Raw genomic sequence first — 17118 nt, forward strand, 5'->3', positions numbered from 1 at the left:
TATTTATTCATTATATTGATAATGATCAATTTAAGAATAAAAAGAATAGAACATATTAAAACGTAGATTAAATTACTAAAAGGAAGTCAATAATGGCCAGTTCAACATTTTATATCCCTTCAGTAAACAAATTAGGCGCAGGTTGTCTTGCAGACGCGATAAACTCAATGAAAGACTTTGGCTTTCATAAAGCACTGATTGTTACTGATAGTGTTTTAAATCAATTAGGTGTTGTAAATAAAGTGAGTGAATTACTGGCGAAATCAGGTATTGCTAGCGTTACTTATGATGGTACAGCGCCAAACCCTACCGTTGAAAATGTTGAAGCGGGGTTAGCCTTATTAAAAGAGCATCAATGTGACTGTGTTATCTCTTTAGGTGGTGGCTCTCCTCATGACTGTGCTAAAGGTATCGCACTAGTCGCTGCCAATGGTGGTAAGATTGCCGATTATGAAGGGGTTGATCGCTCTGAGCATCCGCAATTACCACTGATTGCAATTAATACAACCGCTGGTACTGCTTCTGAAATGACACGTTTTTGTATCATCACGGATACTGCGCGTCATATTAAAATGGCTATTGTTGATAAAAATGTAACACCAATCTTATCTGTAAATGATTCAGAGTTAATGATTGGTATGCCAAAAGGTTTAACCGCAGCTACGGGTATGGATGCGTTAACCCATGCTGTTGAAGCTTATGTCTCTACTGCCGCTAATCCTATTACTGATGCATGTGCGTTAAAAGCAGTGACGATGATCAGTGAGTCTTTACGTAAAGTCGTTGAAAACGGTGGTGATACAGCAGCACGTGAAAATATGGCTTATGCACAATTTTTAGCGGGTATGGCATTTAATAATGCTTCTTTAGGTTATGTGCATGCTATGGCTCACCAATTAGGTGGTTTTTATAACTTACCTCATGGTGTATGTAATGCAGTATTACTGCCTCATGTTCAAGCTTATAATATCCAAGCAGCAGCAGGTCGTTTAAAAGATATAGCGCAAGCTATGGGTGTTGATGTTTCGGCAATGAATGATGAGCAGGGTGCGCAAGCTTGTATTGAAGAGATCCGCAAAATCGCCAAAGATGTCGGTATTCCAGCAGGCCTGAAAGAATTAGGCGTGAAAGAAGAAGATTTTAAAACATTAGCTGAAAATGCATTAAAAGATGCATGTGCCATCACTAACCCTGTTCAAGGTAGTGAAAGTGATGTTATCGAGATATTCCGCCAAGCAATGTAATCGCTAAAAATAAGAGGGTTAATATAAGTTAACATCTTATTTAAGCAAAGAATTAACACCTCAAATATCAATGTCGTATTTGAGGTGTTTTTTATATTATTAAGTATTAAGTGGTCATGTAGTTTAATGACTGACACTTATTTTATTGCGCTTTTTTATGACGCTTTTGTAAGCAATCAATCACATCAGATAGAGATAGCGATTGGTCTTGTAATAGCACCATTAAATGATAGAGCAAATCAGAAGCTTCATTTTTTAACTCTTCACGATCATTAACAGTTGCAGCTAAAGCAGTCTCAACACCTTCCTCTCCGACTTTTTGTGCGATACGTTTGGTTCCGCTGGCATAAAGTTGTGCCGTATAAGAGCTATCTGGCGAGGCGCTTTTACGCTCGCGCAGTAAGTTCTCAAGCTCATAAAGAAATCCCCATTGGCTTTGAGCCGGAGCAAAACAACTTTCAGTCCCATTATGACAAGTAGGCCCGATTGGGTGAGCTAAAATAAGTAAAGTATCGTTATCACAATCAGGATAAATATCCACTAATTTAAGGAAATTGCCTGATGTTTCACCTTTTGTCCATAAACGTTGTTTAGTTCGTGAATAGAAAGTGACCTTGCCACTGTTTAGCGTCATTTCTAATGCGGCTTTATCCATATAACCAAGCATTAAGACATCACCAGAAATAGCATTTTGGATAATGACAGGCATTAGGTTATCGACTTTTTGCCAATCTAATTGGGCGAGTTTTGTATTATTCATTATATTCTTACCTTAACGCCATTTTCTGCGAGATACTGTTTCAATTCGTTGATATTAATGATCTGCTTATGGAATACGGAAGCGGCAAGGGCACCGTCAACATTGGCTAATTTAAACGCATCCAGAAAGTGTGACATTTCACCTGCACCGCCAGAAGCTATCATGGGAACCTGAGTGACTTGGCGTACCAGTGCGAGTTGTTTTAAATCATAGCCTTGTCTTACACCATCTTGGTTCATCATGTTTAACACTATTTCCCCCGCACCTCGTTGCTGTACTTCTTGTACCCAATCGAGCGTTTTCCATGGCGTTTGTTGTGTGCGTTTTTCATCACCCGTAAATTGATAAACGAGATATTCCCCGGTTTTTTCATCAAACCATGTATCAATTCCCACAACTACACACTGCACACCGTAGCGATCGGCAAGGCGGGAAATCAGTGTTGGATCAGAAAGTGCAGGGGAATTAATTGAGATTTTATCTGCCCCAAAAGAGAGAATTTTCCCGGCATCTTCTACTGAGCGAATACCACCCGCAACACAAAATGGAATATCAATCACTTCGGCTACCCGCGATACCCAACTTTTATCGACCACTCGGCCATCAGAAGAGGCGGTTATATCATAAAAGACCAGCTCGTCGGCACCTTCTTTCGCGTAGCGTTCTGCTAAGGGAACAATATCACCAATAATTTCATGGTTACGAAATTGCACACCTTTAACAACCTGTCCATCACGAACATCAAGACAAGGAATTATGCGTTTTGCCAACATGATATCGCCTCTTGTAATGTGAATTTACCTTCTAATAGTGCTCTGCCAACAATAATGCCCGCAACACCCGATCCAGGAAGTGCTGCAATATCCTGTAAATCACCAATACCGCCTGAAGCTTGGAATAAAATATCAGGGAAACGCTGGCTAATTTCTTTATACAGTTCGACGTTAGAACCGGCTAAGGTGCCATCACGAGAAATATCGGTGCACAATACATGCTTTAATCCTACAGGTTGATAAAGTGTGATGATCTCTTCTAGTGTATAGGGGGAGTTTTCTTGCCAGCCACTTACCGCCACCCATTTTTTACCTTGTTCGTCGATACGAACATCAAGGGCGAGTACAATCGCATCAGCACCATAACGCTCAAACCATGTTTTGACTAATTCGGGCTGGCTCACCGCTGTAGAGCCAATCACAACCCGACTTGCTCCTGCGGCTAATAGTGACTTCACATCTTCTTCGCTACGAATACCACCACCAACTTGCACAGGAACGTTAACACAGGCAACTAGCTGTTTTAATAGTGGGATCTGCCGTGCAAGTGGATCTTTCGCGCCAGTTAAGTCGACGAGATGCAATAATTTTGCTCCGTCTTGTTGATATTGTTGGTAGCGGCGGATCGGATCATCATCATAATCACGTTGTTTATTATAATCACCTTGATGAAGACGAACGACTTTGCCATCAATTAAATCTAATGCCGGAATAATCATAACGCGTTACATCTCCAAAAAATTCTTAATCAGTTGAGCACCCGCTTTTCCTGAGCGTTCAGGGTGAAATTGCACCCCATAGAAATTATCTTTCTGAATGGCACTGCTAAAGCGTGAACCATATTCTGTTTCGGCTATGGTTGAGTCATTGAGCCCTAAACCATAACTGTGAACAAAATAGAACCAAGCGTCGCTGTCAATATTGCGAAATAGAGGGTGAGCGGGTTTTGCTAATACCTGATCCCAACCCATATGCGGTAAGGGTAATCCTTTGGTATCAAGTTTATTGATATTACCGTCAACTAATCCTAATAGAGGGATATTGTGACCTTCTTCACTCAGAGAGGCCAAAATTTGCATTCCTAAGCAAATGCCTAATACGGGTTGGGTTAACGCTTTAATTAAAGGGATAAGTTCACGGGCTTTTAGTTGTTCCATAGCGGCACTAGCTGTTCCCACCCCGGGTAGAAACAGTTTATCAGCAGATAACACGATATTTTTTTCATAAGAAATAATCGGATCGTAACCTAGCCTTTGTACGGCGTATGCAACCGAGGCTAAATTAGCACAACCTGTATCAAGAATGACGACTTTCATCACAGCACACCTTTTGAACTGGGTAAGGTATTTCCTTCAACACGAATAGCTTGGCGTAAGGTACGACCAAATACTTTAAACAGACTTTCTGCTTTGTGGTGATCGTTTTTGCCTTTTGATTTTAAGTGTAGAGTGCAGCCCATAGTGTAAGAGAGAGAGCGGAAAAAGTGCTCAATCATCTCTGTGCTTAAATCACCAACGCGCTGATATTTAAATTCTGCTTTATATTCAAGGTGAGGGCGTCCAGAAATATCTAGCGCACAACTTGCTAGGCATTCATCCATAGGCAAAGTAAAACCAAAACGTGCAATGCCGCGTTTATTACCTAATGCTTCTCGCAGTGCTTCGCCGAGTGCAAGGCCTGTATCTTCAACGGTGTGGTGATCGTCAATGACTAAATCCCCTTGTACATTGATATTCATACGAAAGCCACCGTGGGTGGCAATTTGATCTAGCATATGATCAAAAAAACCAACTCCAGTGCTAATTTGGCTCTCGCCTTCACGATCAAGCCAGATATCAATGGCAATTTGTGTCTCTTTGGTTTTACGTTCAACGTGGGAGTAGCGATCTTTTTTCGTCAGCAATTCACTGATAGCTGACCAGCTTAATTCATTGGCGTTATAACGTAATCCGTTGATCCCCATATTTTCAGCTAATTGTAGATCGGTTTGTCTATCACCAATCACATAGCTATTGGTTTTATCAAGAGCACTTTCAACCAGATATTGGGTGACTAACCCTGTTTCAGGTTTACGACAAGGACAGTTGTCTTCAGGTTTATGAGGGCAGATTAATACTTCATCAAAAACAATACCTTGTGAAGAAAAAATCTGCATCATGAGATTATGAGGGGGTTCAAAGTCCGCTTGTGGAAAACTGTCTGTACCAAGCCCATCTTGATTGGTGATCATAATAAGCTTATAGCCCGCCTGTTGTAAGTTGAGTAATGCGAGAATAACGCCATTTTCAAAGGCAAGCTTATTGAGACTATCAACTTGGTGATCGGTTGGTGGCTCTGTGATCAAAGTACCATCACGATCGATAAAAAGAATTTTCTGGCTCATGGTTGAGATCCCTCAGTGGTGATTTTTTATTGTTATCATTAGTGATGTTTATACGTTTGCCGTTTGTCTATTTTTTATAGCGGTTATCACGCTATCACACTCTTGACGTGTACCGATAGAGATGCGTAAACAACCTGTCAGCCCATATTGACGCTGTTGATCGCGTAAAATAATCCCTTGATCCCATAAACTGCGGAAAACACAATCAGCATCAGTGAATTTCACTAAAATATAGTTGGTTTCACTACAATAAACCTGTTCAACATTGGGTAAATTTTTTAGTGCATCCGCTAAATATGTTCTATTGCGTACAATTTCCGTTACCCGTTGTTTCATCGCTTCTATACCTTGGTCAGTTAATGCTTGTGCCGCAATATCAGCAACCGGGGTAGACAGTGGGTAAGGGGCGATCACCTTAAGTAATAATTCAATAACAGGTGAATTGGCAAGTGCAAAGCCACAACGCAGTCCCGCTAATGCAAAAGCTTTAGAGAGAGTTCGCAAAATGACTAAATTCGGATACTCTTTTAACCAAGTGACTAGTGATGCTTGAGGACAAAACTCAATATAAGCTTCGTCAATAGCCACAATGGCTTTATCTTTTGCTAATGCTAATACTTCGCGGATCAGTGAAGGCTCAACGATATTGCCCGTTGGGTTATTGGGACTGCATAGGTAGATAAGTTTTACATTATCAAGTTGTGATGCAATGGCTTTGACATCAGGCTCCCAATCAGCAAGAGCAGGGACAATACGCTGTTCTACACCAAAGGTTTCCGCACTGACGCTGTACATACCATAAGTGGGTGGACAATAGAGAACAGCATCTTTACCGGGCTCACAAAAAGCACGGATCAGTAGTTCTATCGCTTCATCGGCACCTCGGCTAACTAACACTTGCTCAGGTTGGACGCCTGCATATGCTGCATAGCGATTAATTACGTTAACAGGCTGACACTCAGGGTAGCGGTTTAAATTTTTTTCATTAAACGTAAAGTCAGGAGCGGTAGGGTATTCATTGGCATTTAACCAAACCGAGCCATTTCCACCTAAACGTCTCGCTGATTGATAAGGGGTTAACTGGCGAACATTTTTTCTGGCTAATAGGGTAATATCAAAGGGCGTGTTCATAGCTAGTTATCTCCTTGAGCCAAGGCGTTAACGCGAAGTGTGACGGCATTTTTATGTGCAGTTAATTGCTCTGCTTGCGCTAATATTTCAATGGTATTGGCTAAATCAGCCAAACCTTGAGCAGTCAGTTTTTGTATGGTCATACGCTTCATAAAATCGGCTAAGCCTAAACTCGAATAGGTGGCGGTATAACCGTATGTAGGTAGTACGTGATTGGTGCCAGAAGCGTAATCTCCCGCCGATTCAGGAGACCAAGCCCCTAAGAACACTGAGCCGGCGCTAGTAATGCTATCAACAAGTGAGTCTGCATCATTAGTCTGAATAATTAAGTGTTCAGGCCCATAGCGATTACTGATTTCAATACATTGGTTGAGATCACGGGTGATAATGACACGACTTTCGGCTAAGGCTTGTTGTGCTATTTCTGCGCGAGTTAATTGTGTTAATTGGGCTTGCGTCTCGCTAATGACCGCTTTGGCAAGGGCTTCATCTGGGGTTAATAGCACCACTTGTGAGTCAGGACCGTGCTCTGCTTGTGATAGTAAATCAGCGGCAATAAAGGCAGGATGAGCATCGGCATCAGCAATCACTAATACTTCCGAAGGGCCGGCTGGCATATCAATAGCCGCACCTTGTAGCGATTGGCTGACTTGGCGTTTTGCTTCTGTCACATAGGCATTTCCCGGGCCGAAAATTTTATCTACCTTTGGGATAGACTCTGTACCAAAAGCCATCGCAGCAATGGCTTGAGCACCACCGACTTGGAATATTTCATCAATACCAATTTGTTGCGCAATATACAAAATTTCATCAGCAATCGGTGGCGGAGAGCATAAAATTATTTTGCGACAACCGGCAATACGGGCCGGTAGCCCCAACATCATCACAGTTGAGAGTAAAGGCGCTGATCCTCCGGGAATATAAAGTCCTACTGCATCAATAGGGCGACTGACTTGTTGGCAAAATACACCAGGTTGCGTTTCTACCTCAATGGTTTTAGGAATTTGCGCTTCATGAAAACGGCGTATATTGCTCATGGCTTGCGCTATTGCTTGTTTGATTTCGTTATTGAGCCTTGCACAAGCCACGTCAATCTGTGTTTTTGTCACCAATACGCTATCGGGAGCCGCTTTATCATATTTTTGACTCAGTGCCTTAAGGGCTTTATCCCCATCGTTGCGTACCTGAGAAATAATCGTAGCAACTTGCTCTGTAATAGACGCTGATGCGGATATCGCTGGGCGAGTGAGTAGCTGTTGTTGTTGCTGTTGGGTGCATTTATCCCAGAAGTTTAATGTATTAAACGCCGTTTTCATCATCTCACCTTATTCCATCATTTTTTCAATTGGTAAAACAAGAATTGAACTTGCCCCTAATGCTTTTAGTTTTTCCATCGTTTCCCAAAAGAGGGTTTCACTGCTGACCATGTGCATTGCTACTCGATTTTGATCACCCGCTAAAGGAAGGATGGTCGGGCGCTCAGCACCCGGTAATAGGGCGATAACATCTTCAAGGCAATCACTTGGCGCGTGTAACATAATGTATTTTGATTCGCGCGCTTGAATAACTCCTTGAATACGCGTCATTAAGCGATCGATAAGGGCTTGTTTTGTTGCGTCCATTTCACCGTCACGTTGAATTAAACAAGCTTTAGAACGATAAATAACTTCTACTTCTTTTAATCCATTGGCTTCTAATGTGGCGCCAGTAGAAACTAAATCACAAATAGAATCAGCCAGACCGGCTCGAGGTGCGACTTCAACGGAGCCATTTAATAAGCAAGATTTAAAGGTGATCCCTTTTTGGTCTAAATAACGTTTTAATAGATTAGGGTAAGAGGTGGCAATACGGGTATTATTGAGGCATTCAACCCCTTGATAATCAAAATCAACCGGTGCAGCAAGAGATAAACGGCAAGCACCAAAGTCAAGACGACGCAGTGTGATATAACTTGGATTTTCTCCTTGTGCTCGGCGTTTTAGTAATTCTTCTTCTAATACGTTTTCACCAATAATGCCTAAATCAACCACTCCGTCCATCACTAAACCGGGGATATCATCATCTCTGACACGTAAAATATCGATAGGCATATTTTCCGCATAAGCGATAAGGCGTTGTTGGTTTAAGTTTATTTTAATGCCACAACGCGCTAAAAGTGCTCGTGAATCATCACTTAAACGACCTGATTTTTGCATGGCAATTCGTAATCTTGCTTTATCTAACATAATGTTACCCTATCTTTGTCCGTATTCTTGTTATGAAATTTAGCTATAAAAAAACCCCGGAAGTTGCCTTCCGGGGTTTTTATTTTATTGTCTGCACTCAGACCACCGGAAGCGTTACCTAAACGTCTTCCAGCACTCATCGCCTGAAAGACTAGTCAGGATGATGGTGATGATGGTGGTTTAATTGAATGCTATACATAATGTTTTCCTAGCGAATAAAAATACCCGTTATAAATAATTAACCAGTATTTAGAATTTGTCTGCCTTTCAACCTACCTGATTTATAAAGTAAAAAGCAACCTATTTTTTAATAATAATTTAAATAAATTGTAACCTTATGTTTTTTTAGAGAATTTTAATATTTCTTTTCTTTACTTAACCGAGTAAGTGCGCCAGTATATTAAAGCAGGCTAAATATATATAACGCTTAAGCAGTTTTTATCAGTAATGGATAAAATTAAGTTTTGTTACATAATTTAAATAAGCCATGAAAGTAGGGGTAGAAAATGAAACGGATCACGATAGTCGGATTAGGTTGGTTAGGATTACCACTTGCCAATGCCTTGCGTGAAGCGGGGTATCAAGTAAAAGGAACAAAAACCACAGAAGATGGTGTAGAAGCAGCACGAATGAGTGGTGTTGATTGTTGTCTAATGAATTTAACACCGGCTATTGAGTGTGATAGAGATGATTTTGATTACTTAATGGAAACTGACGTACTGATTATTACATTACCTCCCAGTGCGGCGGGGGGAGGATATGATTATGTTGAAGGGATACAAACATTAGTGGATAGCGCCATGTCTCGGCATGTGACAAGAGTGATTTATATTAGCTCTACTTCAGTATATGGCAATCAAAGTGGTGTTATTACAGAAGAAGTTGATATTAGGCCGGAAACGCAATCCGCTAAGATGATAGCGGAAGTTGAAAATTGGTTACATCGCTTACCACTTACGACCGTCGATATTTTACGTTTGGCGGGGTTAGTTGGGCCTGGTCGTCATGCAGGACGCTTTTTATCCGGTAAAAAACAGGTCAAAGGTGCACATCAGAGTGTCAATTTAGTGCATTTAGACGATGTTATTTTTGCGATAGAGCAACTGCTTGCTCAAAATGAAGGAGGCCGTTTATATAATTTATGTGCCCCTATTCATCCTAAAAAGAAAGATTTTTACAGCCGTGTTGCTGCACAGTTAGATCTTACTCCCCCTGAATTTGCTCTAGAAGATAAACCGCCAGCACGAGAGATCGACGGTCAGGAGATTTGCCGAGATCTCGGATTCCATTATCACTATCCTGATCCCGACAAAATGCCAATGAGTTAATTTACCGGCAGTAAAACGACATCACGGAAGATCTGATTTTCACTTAATTGTGCAAACCAGCGTTGTAGATGTGGATAATTTGCACCTTCTTGGCAAACCTCTAGCCATGGGTATACCAAAGGAGCAATAGCGATATCAGCTAATGAAAAATAGTCACCGGCAAAATAAGCTGTTTTAGCCAGTTGATCATCGGCAATTTTGATCAGTTGGTTTAATTTCGCTTTTAGGCTCTGTACAAGCTGTGGATCTTGCTGCTCTTTTGGTGTGCGAACAAGATTTATCATCATTTGTTGGATTGGAGAAAAAAGGCTACCATTCGACCAATCCATCCATTTTTCAACGTTTGCGCGTTGCTTTACATCGGTTGGGTAGAGATGATAATTTTCATATTTGGTACATAAATAACGAATTATGGTATTTGACTCCCATAAGGCAAAATCAGCATCTTGTAAGGTAGGAATAGATGCATTGGGATTGAGTGCTAAATAGTTGGCCTCATGAAGTCCACCAAAAGGGCCTCCGACATCAATTTGTTCGTAAGGAGCTTGAAGCTCTTTTAAACACCACAGGACTTTTTTAACGTTCGATGAGTTTTTTCTACCCCAGACTTTTAACATAAAGGTCTCCTAAACCACGATAAGTAACAAAAATTCCCTCTGTAGGGCGTTAAATATGAATATAAGATAAATCTTTATCTATCAATGTTGGCGTCTTATTCCATAAAGCCCTATAGTAGGAAAGCTTTAACAAATTGATATAAAAGGGTGATCGGTAATGAAAACAAATCTTCCATCCGTATTGGCTAAGGTTACCGCGGGAATGGGTTTACTGCTAATTATTTCTAGTCCTACTTTTGCGGTGAATAATCCTGTGCCGCCTCAAATTGAGGCTAAATCTTACGTATTAATGGATTATAACAGTGGAAAAATACTTGCTTCAGAGAAGCCTGAAGAGCGCCTAGATCCTGCCAGTCTAACCAAAATAATGAGTAGTTATGTGGTAGGACAAGCGATAAAAGAGGGACGTATGTCGCCCGATGATATTGTTATTGTTGGGCGCAATGCTTGGGCGACGGGTAATCCTGTTTTAAAGGGCTCATCCTTGATGTTTTTAAAACCAGGCGATCGAGTTAAAGTGATCGACTTAAATCGAGGTATGGTGATCCAATCTGGTAATGATGCCAGTATTGCGTTGGCAGAACATGTTGCCGGTAGCCAAGAAACCTTTGTTGATCTTATGAATACCTATGCCGCGAATTTAGGTTTAAAAAACACTCACTTTAAAACAGTACACGGTCTAGATTCTGAAGGGCAGTACACCACAGCACAAGATATGGCGTTATTAACAGCTGCCATGATCCGCGATGTACCTTCAGAATATGATATTCATAAAGAAAAAGAATTTACCTTCAACAATATTCGCCAGCCAAATCGTAACCGTCTATTGTGGAATAAAAATATGAATGTCGACGGTGTAAAAACCGGGCATACCAATGGGGCTGGCTATAACCTTGTCTCTTCGGCAACCGAAGGAAATATGCGTCTGATTGCAGTGGTTTTAGGGGCGCCATCAGATAAAGTGCGTTTTGCTGAAAGTGAAAGATTACTCGGCTGGGGTTTCCGCTTTTTTGAAACCGTGACACCTGTAAAAGAGAACGTGCCCCTGACTACGCAAAAAGTATGGTATGGCGATAAAGGTGAAGTGGCTTTAGGTGTTGCTAAAGATGCATCAATCACCATTCCTAAAGGAGAGTTAAAGAACTTAAAAGCCTCTTTTACATTGACTAACCCCGAATTAGAAGCACCATTAACACAAAATCAAGTCGTAGGAACAGTGAATTTCTTACTAAACGATGAAGTGATTGAGCAGCGTCCATTAGTGGTAAAAGAAGCGGTTGAAGAAGGGGGGTTCTTTAGTCGTATCTGGGACTTTGTGGTTAAAACAGTCTCTGGTTGGTTTAATGCGCTTTTTGGTTAATTAAGCTCATAATTACTGAAAAACTCACCCATTTAAAATAAGAATGCCAGTATTAACTGGCATTCTTTATTGAGCAGGTTTTAAGTGCCTTAGAACAGTCCTTTTATTGCCCCATGATCATCAACGTCCATCGCCATTGCTGCCGGTTTTTTAGGTAATCCTGGCATCGTATTTATTGTGCCCGTTAATGCAACAACAAAGCCTGCACCAGCACTGACATACACTTCCCGGATATTAATGGTAAAATCAGTCGGGCGACCAAGTAATGCGGGATCATCTGATAGAGAATATTGCGTTTTTGCCATACAAATAGGGAAATGGCCAAAGCCCATATCCTCGATTTTTGTTAGCATCTCTTGGGCGTTAGCATTGTAAGTCACCCCTTTTGCACCATAAATTTCTTGAGCAATGGTCTCTATCTTTTGCTTTAAAGGCATATTATCAGGGTAGAGTAATTGAAACTGTGGTGCATCATTTTCTAGTGTATCAATAACCTGATTGGCTAATTCAATACCACCCGCGCCACCTTTCTCCCATACTTGACTAATGGCAAAACGACATCCTCTTTGCTGGCAATATTGGGCGATAAATTCATGCTCTTTAGCAGAGTCTGTCACATAAGCATTTACTGTAACAATAACCGGAACACCATATTTTTTCAGATTTTCAATATGCTTACCTAGATTTTCGATCCCCGTTGCTAAAGCGGTGAGATTTTCGTGATCCCACTGTGTTTTGCCTAAGCCACCATTATATTTTAATGCCTTAGTGGTAACGACTAAAACAGCGCAGTCTGGTTGTAAGTCGCCTATGCGACATTTGATATCAAAGAATTTTTCCGCACCTAGATCAGCACCAAATCCCGCTTCTGTTACAGTGATATCAGCCAGTTGAAGAGCAAGTTTAGTCGCTCTTAGGCTATTACAGCCATGGGCAATGTTGGCAAAAGGGCCACCATGAATAATCGCGGGGGTATTTTCTAACGTTTGTACTAAATTAGGATTAAGGGCATCTTTAAGTAAGGTTGCCATAGCGCCGACAGCGTTGAGATCTTCAGCACTAACAGGCTCGCCTTCATAGTTATATGCAACGATGATACGTGCTAAGCGCTGTTTTAAATCATTAATATCTTTTGCTAAACAAAGGATAGACATAATTTCGCTAGCAACGGTGATAACAAAGCTATCTTCTCTAACCACCCCATCTTTGTCGCCACCTAATCCAATCACTAAATGACGTAGTGCGCGATCATTCATATCCATACAGCGCTTAAAAATAATCTTTTTAGGATTAATGTTAAGGGGATTACCTTGATAAAGCGAGTTATCTAACATCGCTGCTAATAAATTATTTGCAGAGGTGATAGCATGAAAATCACCGGTAAAATGAAGATTGAGATCTTCCATCGGTACAACTTGTGAATATCCACCGCCAGCCGCTCCTCCTTTTAGACCAAAACAAGGGCCTAAGGAGGGTTCGCGTAATGCAATAATGGCACTTTTGCCTAATTGATTAAGGGCTTGTCCTAATCCTACCGTAACGGTGGTTTTACCTTCACCTGCTGGTGTGGGATTAATGGAAGTGACAAGCACCAATTTACCCTGTTTTTTTGAGGTGATTTTTGACCAAATACTCTGGCTAAACTTGGCTTTGTATTTGCCATAAAATTCAATATCGTCTTGGTCTACATTTATTTTTTTAGCAATATCTTGGATGGGTAAAAGCGGTGCTTGATGGGAAATTTCAATATCTGATTTCATTTTGGTTCTCTTTTTATCCCGTGTAGAGCTACATGAGTGATAATGCATCAATGCTATCGATTCAACAGATCAAGAAAAAATGTGTCGCTCTGTTGCTACTTATTGAGCGAATAACCCTCTAATTAATCAACTTTAGCTAATAATATAAATATGACCAATAGATTTATAGGTTTATAGATATTGGACTTTAGAAGATATGCTCGGTGTCACATGATACTGCCATTGTAATAAAAAATATAAAATTATTATGATGTGATTGAAGAGATATAGGACGGGGGAGCAAAAATAAATAATGCCAGCAAAAGCTGGCATTATTTATGGGTAACAATCATGTCAAAGTGTTAAATTAATCGCAAGAGACTTTAATGGCTAAGCCACCTTGCGATGTTTCACGATATTTAGAATTAATATCTTTACCTGTTTCATACATAGTCTCGATGACTTTATCTAAACAGATACGTGGATCACTGACACGACGAAGCGCCATCCGTGCTGAGTTTACCGCTTGTACGGCAGCAATAGCATTACGCTCGATACAAGGCACCTGTACTTGTCCTGCAACCGGATCACAAGTAAGACCTAAGTTATGCTCCATCGCGATTTCAGCCGCAATACAGACTTGCTCAGGACTACCCCCTAGCAGTTCAGTTAAAGCGCCAGCAGCCATTGAGCAGGCTACACCGACTTCACCTTGACAACCCACTTCAGCACCGGAAATAGAGGCATTCATTTTGTACAGCGACCCAATAACACCGGCCACTAAGAAAAAGCGTGTATAGGAGTTTTCATTGACTGGGCGAATAAATTTATCGTAATAGGAGAGTACGGCAGGAATAATACCGCATGCGCCATTAGTGGGTGCTGTTACAACACGTCCACCGGCTGCATTCTCTTCGTTTACGGCTAATGCAAACATATTGATCCAATCAACCACTGTCATAGGATCGGTGGTGGTTTTATCTTCAGTCACTAACATACGACGTAACGCAGATGCGCGACGAGGAACACGTAATGGTCCCGGTAATAAGCCTTCGGTATTAACACCGCGCTCGATACCTGATTTCATTACCTCCCAAACGGCAGCAAAATGGGCTGAGATCTCTTCTTTACTGCGTAATGCAAGCTCATTTTGCATCACCAGTGCAGAAAGAGAGAGACCGGTTTCCTTACAGTGACGTCGTAAATCAGCAGCATATTGATAAGGATAAGGTACTTCAACTTTATTCTCTTCGGGCTGACCAAAATGCTCTTCATCAACAATAAAGCCGCCACCAATGGAGTAATAGGTTTTTTTCAACAGAAGTTGTTCGCCATTATAGGCGCTGATAGTCATACCATTTTCATGAAGAGGTAAATTACTTTTATGAAAATTCATGCCTCCAACCGCGGGGAAATCAACCTCTTGAGCACCATTAGCTAACATCAAACGTCCGGTATTTTCGACTTGTTTAATAAAAGGTGCGATAGCGTCAATATCAACCGTATCAGGTAAATTACCGGCTAATCCCATAATAATCGCGATATCTGTTGCGTGACCTTTACCTGTTAGAGATAAAGAGCCATACACATCAACGACTACGCGGGAAACAGAGGAGAGAAGGTTTTTCTCAGCAAGTAAATCGACAAATTCTTTACCTGCTTTCATTGGGCCTACCGTGTGTGAGCTTGAAGGTCCAATACCGATTTTAAAAATATCAAAAACGCTAACCATAATATTCGCCTCCCTAATTTAAAGGCGCACTGTGTGTTATTAGAATGAAAACTGTTTTGTAGACTGTAGCGATATGGCTACTTTCATTTTAGAAAGTAGCCATCGATAAACTTATTAGTTAAAGAAATAATTAATGAAAGTATTACCTAAGGTGTAGAAAACCGCTGAGATTGCAATCAGACCCATGATAACAACAAATACGTTGCTAATATGGCCTTGATATTTTTTCATCGCTGGTACTTTACGGATAGCATACATAGGCATTAAGAACAGTAACATTGCGATGATTGGGCCACCCAGTGTTTCAATCATACCAAGGATACTTGGGTTTAATGTTGCAACGATCCACGTTGTAACCAACATAAACAGAGCTGTGATTTTGTTTAAACGATCTTTTTCGATATTCTTACCAATTCCACGCATCCCTTTGATAATTAAGCCATTGAAACCTTCACGAGCCCCTAAATAGTGACCTAAGAAAGATTTAGTAATCGCAACAAAGGCAATGAAAGGTGCAATGTAAGCGATAACGGGTGCTTCAAAGTGGTTAGCAAGATAAGACAGAATACTGATGTTTTGCTCTTTTGCTTCAGCTAAATTTTCTGGTGTTAAGCTAAATACGCAGCTAAACACGAAGAACATAACAGTGATCACCATCATAATATGAGCATAAGCTAAGATGCGTGAACATTTTTTCTCTGCATTGTCACCGTACTCTTCGCGTTTTGCCACAGCAAAAGCAGAGATGATAGGTGAGTGGTTAAAAGAGAACACCATCACAGGGATAGCTAACCATAAGGTTACTAACAAGCCTTGGCTCATACCTGAAGTTGAGGCGTGATCAAAAGAGAGCGTATCAAGAATGGCACCATTCCATTCAGGAATGAGGTATAAAGCAAGTACCATCAAGATGGCAACGAATGGGAATACTAAGACACTCATTGCTTTAACAATAGCTTGTTCACCAAAGCGAATGATACACATAATACCGACAATCAGTACCAGTGATAAAATCGCACGAGGTGGTGCTGTCATATGCATTTGGTGAACAATAAAGCTTTCTACCGTATTAGTGATAGCGACACTGTAAACCAACAAGATAGGATAAATAGCAAAGAAATAGAGCAGAGTGATTAATACACCTGCTGTTTTACCAAAGTGTTCTTCAACCACTTCAGTAATATCTTCACCTGGATTTTTACCTGATAGCACAAAGCGACACATACCACGGTGTGCAAAAAAGGTCATAGGAAAAGCAAGTACTAACATAATCAACAGAGGAATTAAGCCACCAATCCCGGCATTGATAGGTAAAAACAGAACGCCAGCACCGATAGCTGTACCATACAAACCGAGCATCCATACTGTGTCTGACTTACGCCATGTTTTGTAATCACTTTGGGTATTACCCTGTGCGATAGAACCAGCTTTGGTTGTATCCATAATACTCTCCGAAATAACGCGGTAAAAAAATAATGAAAAATAAAGTGAGTCATTGCCTTTTTACAAAGCAATCACTGCATAAATTTTATTATGAATAAATGAGCGCATTGAGTGCCTGGTGTTATCTCAATATCTTCAATTACCACATACTAAAAAAGCTAGATTTTAAAAGAATAAAAATCTTCTAAAATTTGAAAAAATATTCAATAAGTTTATATCTAGACTTTAGATGGGCAGAATATAGTGTTTTTCAGGATAAACTACCGTGATCACCATCTCAAATGCTAAATATAACTAAAAAATCGCTAAATGTAACATTTTTTATACTTTGTGCTTTTTGTGTGCTGTTTATAAACATTTTGAAATGGTTTTCCAAAATTGTT

15 protein-coding genes and 1 other annotated feature are annotated in these 17118 nt (G+C 40.6%); of the genes, 3 read left to right on the plus strand and 12 right to left on the minus strand.

Annotated elements, in window-relative coordinates:
• Positions 1–92: 92 nt before the first annotated feature.
• Entirely contained in the window at positions 93–1244 is a 1152-nt protein-coding gene (gene yiaY, locus AACU95_RS13015) for an L-threonine dehydrogenase (RefSeq protein WP_004244521.1), read from the plus strand.
• Positions 1245–1386: 142 nt separating this feature from the next.
• Here the strand turns inward: yiaY and hisIE are convergent, their stop codons facing one another.
• From hisIE to hisG, 8 genes are read right to left on the minus strand one after another with little or no spacing between them, the layout of a single operon-like run.
• Positions 1387–2004 carry a bifunctional phosphoribosyl-AMP cyclohydrolase/phosphoribosyl-ATP diphosphatase HisIE gene (gene hisIE, locus AACU95_RS13020; protein ID WP_012367689.1) on the minus strand — a complete coding sequence of 206 codons (618 nt, stop codon included), beginning with the start codon at positions 2002–2004 and terminating at the stop codon, positions 1387–1389.
• On the minus strand, positions 2004–2777 hold the full coding sequence (hisF, locus tag AACU95_RS13025; RefSeq protein ID WP_004244523.1) for an imidazole glycerol phosphate synthase subunit HisF: 774 nt from the start codon (positions 2775–2777) through the stop codon (positions 2004–2006). Before hisF ends, hisIE begins: the two co-directional genes overlap by 1 nt.
• Positions 2759–3496 carry a 1-(5-phosphoribosyl)-5-[(5-phosphoribosylamino)methylideneamino]imidazole-4-carboxamide isomerase gene (gene hisA / locus AACU95_RS13030; protein WP_141192155.1) on the minus strand — a complete coding sequence of 246 codons (738 nt, stop codon included), beginning with the start codon at positions 3494–3496 and terminating at the stop codon, positions 2759–2761. Before hisA ends, hisF begins: the two co-directional genes overlap by 19 nt.
• A gap of 6 nt (positions 3497–3502) precedes the next feature.
• Positions 3503–4093 (minus strand): imidazole glycerol phosphate synthase subunit HisH, encoded by a 591-nt coding sequence (hisH, locus tag AACU95_RS13035; protein WP_004244525.1) that lies wholly within the window; start codon positions 4091–4093, stop codon positions 3503–3505.
• Positions 4093–5160 (minus strand): bifunctional histidinol-phosphatase/imidazoleglycerol-phosphate dehydratase HisB, encoded by a 1068-nt coding sequence (hisB, locus tag AACU95_RS13040; protein WP_161737079.1) that lies wholly within the window; start codon positions 5158–5160, stop codon positions 4093–4095. The genes hisH and hisB overlap by 1 nt, the downstream gene beginning before the upstream one ends.
• Positions 5161–5208: 48 nt before the next feature.
• Positions 5209–6291 (minus strand): histidinol-phosphate transaminase, encoded by a 1083-nt coding sequence (hisC, locus tag AACU95_RS13045; RefSeq protein WP_141192154.1) that lies wholly within the window; start codon positions 6289–6291, stop codon positions 5209–5211.
• Between the two features lie 2 nt (positions 6292–6293).
• Complete coding sequence (hisD, locus tag AACU95_RS13050; protein WP_012367692.1) at positions 6294–7610, minus strand: histidinol dehydrogenase; 1317 nt, start codon at positions 7608–7610, stop codon at positions 6294–6296.
• A gap of 6 nt (positions 7611–7616) precedes the next feature.
• Complete coding sequence (hisG, locus tag AACU95_RS13055; protein WP_004244529.1) at positions 7617–8516, minus strand: ATP phosphoribosyltransferase; 900 nt, start codon at positions 8514–8516, stop codon at positions 7617–7619.
• A gap of 44 nt (positions 8517–8560) precedes the next feature.
• Positions 8561–8692, minus strand: a sequence feature (His leader region).
• A 330-nt stretch (positions 8693–9022) separates the two neighbouring features.
• Between hisG and AACU95_RS13060 the strand changes: the two genes are divergently transcribed.
• Entirely contained in the window at positions 9023–9844 is an 822-nt protein-coding gene (locus AACU95_RS13060; RefSeq protein WP_004244530.1) for an SDR family oxidoreductase, read from the plus strand.
• Here the strand turns inward: AACU95_RS13060 and AACU95_RS13065 are convergent.
• Entirely contained in the window at positions 9841–10461 is a 621-nt protein-coding gene (locus AACU95_RS13065) for a glutathione S-transferase family protein (RefSeq protein ID WP_141192153.1), read from the minus strand. The genes AACU95_RS13060 and AACU95_RS13065 overlap by 4 nt on opposite strands.
• 157 nt (positions 10462–10618) lie before the next feature.
• Between AACU95_RS13065 and AACU95_RS13070 the strand changes: the two genes are divergently transcribed.
• Positions 10619–11821: a serine hydrolase gene (locus tag AACU95_RS13070; protein WP_004247605.1), complete on the plus strand. Its 1203-nt coding sequence runs from the start codon at positions 10619–10621 to the stop codon at positions 11819–11821.
• An 89-nt stretch (positions 11822–11910) separates the two neighbouring features.
• Here the strand turns inward: AACU95_RS13070 and AACU95_RS13075 are convergent, their stop codons facing one another.
• The 3 genes from AACU95_RS13075 to AACU95_RS13085 all read right to left on the minus strand — a co-directional run bounded on the left by AACU95_RS13075 (position 11911) and on the right by AACU95_RS13085 (position 16735).
• The gene (locus tag AACU95_RS13075; protein WP_004244535.1) at positions 11911–13581 is read right to left on the minus strand and encodes a formate--tetrahydrofolate ligase; all 1671 of its coding nucleotides are present in this window, start codon (positions 13579–13581) and stop codon (positions 11911–11913) included.
• Positions 13582–13927: 346 nt separating this feature from the next.
• A complete protein-coding gene (locus tag AACU95_RS13080) occupies positions 13928–15292 on the minus strand; it encodes an L-serine ammonia-lyase (RefSeq protein ID WP_004244536.1) in 1365 nt (454 codons plus the stop codon).
• 114 nt (positions 15293–15406) lie between these two features.
• Positions 15407–16735 carry an HAAAP family serine/threonine permease gene (locus AACU95_RS13085; RefSeq protein ID WP_141192152.1) on the minus strand — a complete coding sequence of 443 codons (1329 nt, stop codon included), beginning with the start codon at positions 16733–16735 and terminating at the stop codon, positions 15407–15409.
• Positions 16736–17118 lie beyond the last annotated feature (383 nt).

It is taken from the genome of Proteus sp. G4415 (genome assembly GCF_963896075.1).
Lineage (GTDB): Bacteria > Pseudomonadota > Gammaproteobacteria > Enterobacterales > Enterobacteriaceae > Proteus > Proteus mirabilis.

Bases quoted from the DNA above. Each gene is read 5' to 3' on its own strand.
- yiaY (WP_004244521.1), top strand. From the start codon at position 93: ATGGCCAGTTCAACATTTTATATCCCTTCAGTAAACAAATTAGGCGCA.
- hisIE (WP_012367689.1), bottom strand. From the start codon at position 2,004: ATGAATAATACAAAACTCGCCCAATTAGATTGGCAAAAAGTCGATAAC.
- hisF (WP_004244523.1), bottom strand. From the start codon at position 2,777: ATGTTGGCAAAACGCATAATTCCTTGTCTTGATGTTCGTGATGGACAG.
- hisA (WP_141192155.1), bottom strand. From the start codon at position 3,496: ATGATTATTCCGGCATTAGATTTAATTGATGGCAAAGTCGTTCGTCTT.
- hisH (WP_004244525.1), bottom strand. From the start codon at position 4,093: ATGAAAGTCGTCATTCTTGATACAGGTTGTGCTAATTTAGCCTCGGTT.
- hisB (WP_161737079.1), bottom strand. From the start codon at position 5,160: ATGAGCCAGAAAATTCTTTTTATCGATCGTGATGGTACTTTGATCACA.
- hisC (WP_141192154.1), bottom strand. From the start codon at position 6,291: ATGAACACGCCCTTTGATATTACCCTATTAGCCAGAAAAAATGTTCGC.
- hisD (WP_012367692.1), bottom strand. From the start codon at position 7,610: ATGATGAAAACGGCGTTTAATACATTAAACTTCTGGGATAAATGCACC.
- hisG (WP_004244529.1), bottom strand. From the start codon at position 8,516: ATGTTAGATAAAGCAAGATTACGAATTGCCATGCAAAAATCAGGTCGT.
- AACU95_RS13060 (WP_004244530.1), top strand. From the start codon at position 9,023: ATGAAACGGATCACGATAGTCGGATTAGGTTGGTTAGGATTACCACTT.
- AACU95_RS13065 (WP_141192153.1), bottom strand. From the start codon at position 10,461: ATGTTAAAAGTCTGGGGTAGAAAAAACTCATCGAACGTTAAAAAAGTC.
- AACU95_RS13070 (WP_004247605.1), top strand. From the start codon at position 10,619: ATGAAAACAAATCTTCCATCCGTATTGGCTAAGGTTACCGCGGGAATG.
- AACU95_RS13075 (WP_004244535.1), bottom strand. From the start codon at position 13,581: ATGAAATCAGATATTGAAATTTCCCATCAAGCACCGCTTTTACCCATC.
- AACU95_RS13080 (WP_004244536.1), bottom strand. From the start codon at position 15,292: ATGGTTAGCGTTTTTGATATTTTTAAAATCGGTATTGGACCTTCAAGC.
- AACU95_RS13085 (WP_141192152.1), bottom strand. From the start codon at position 16,735: ATGGATACAACCAAAGCTGGTTCTATCGCACAGGGTAATACCCAAAGT.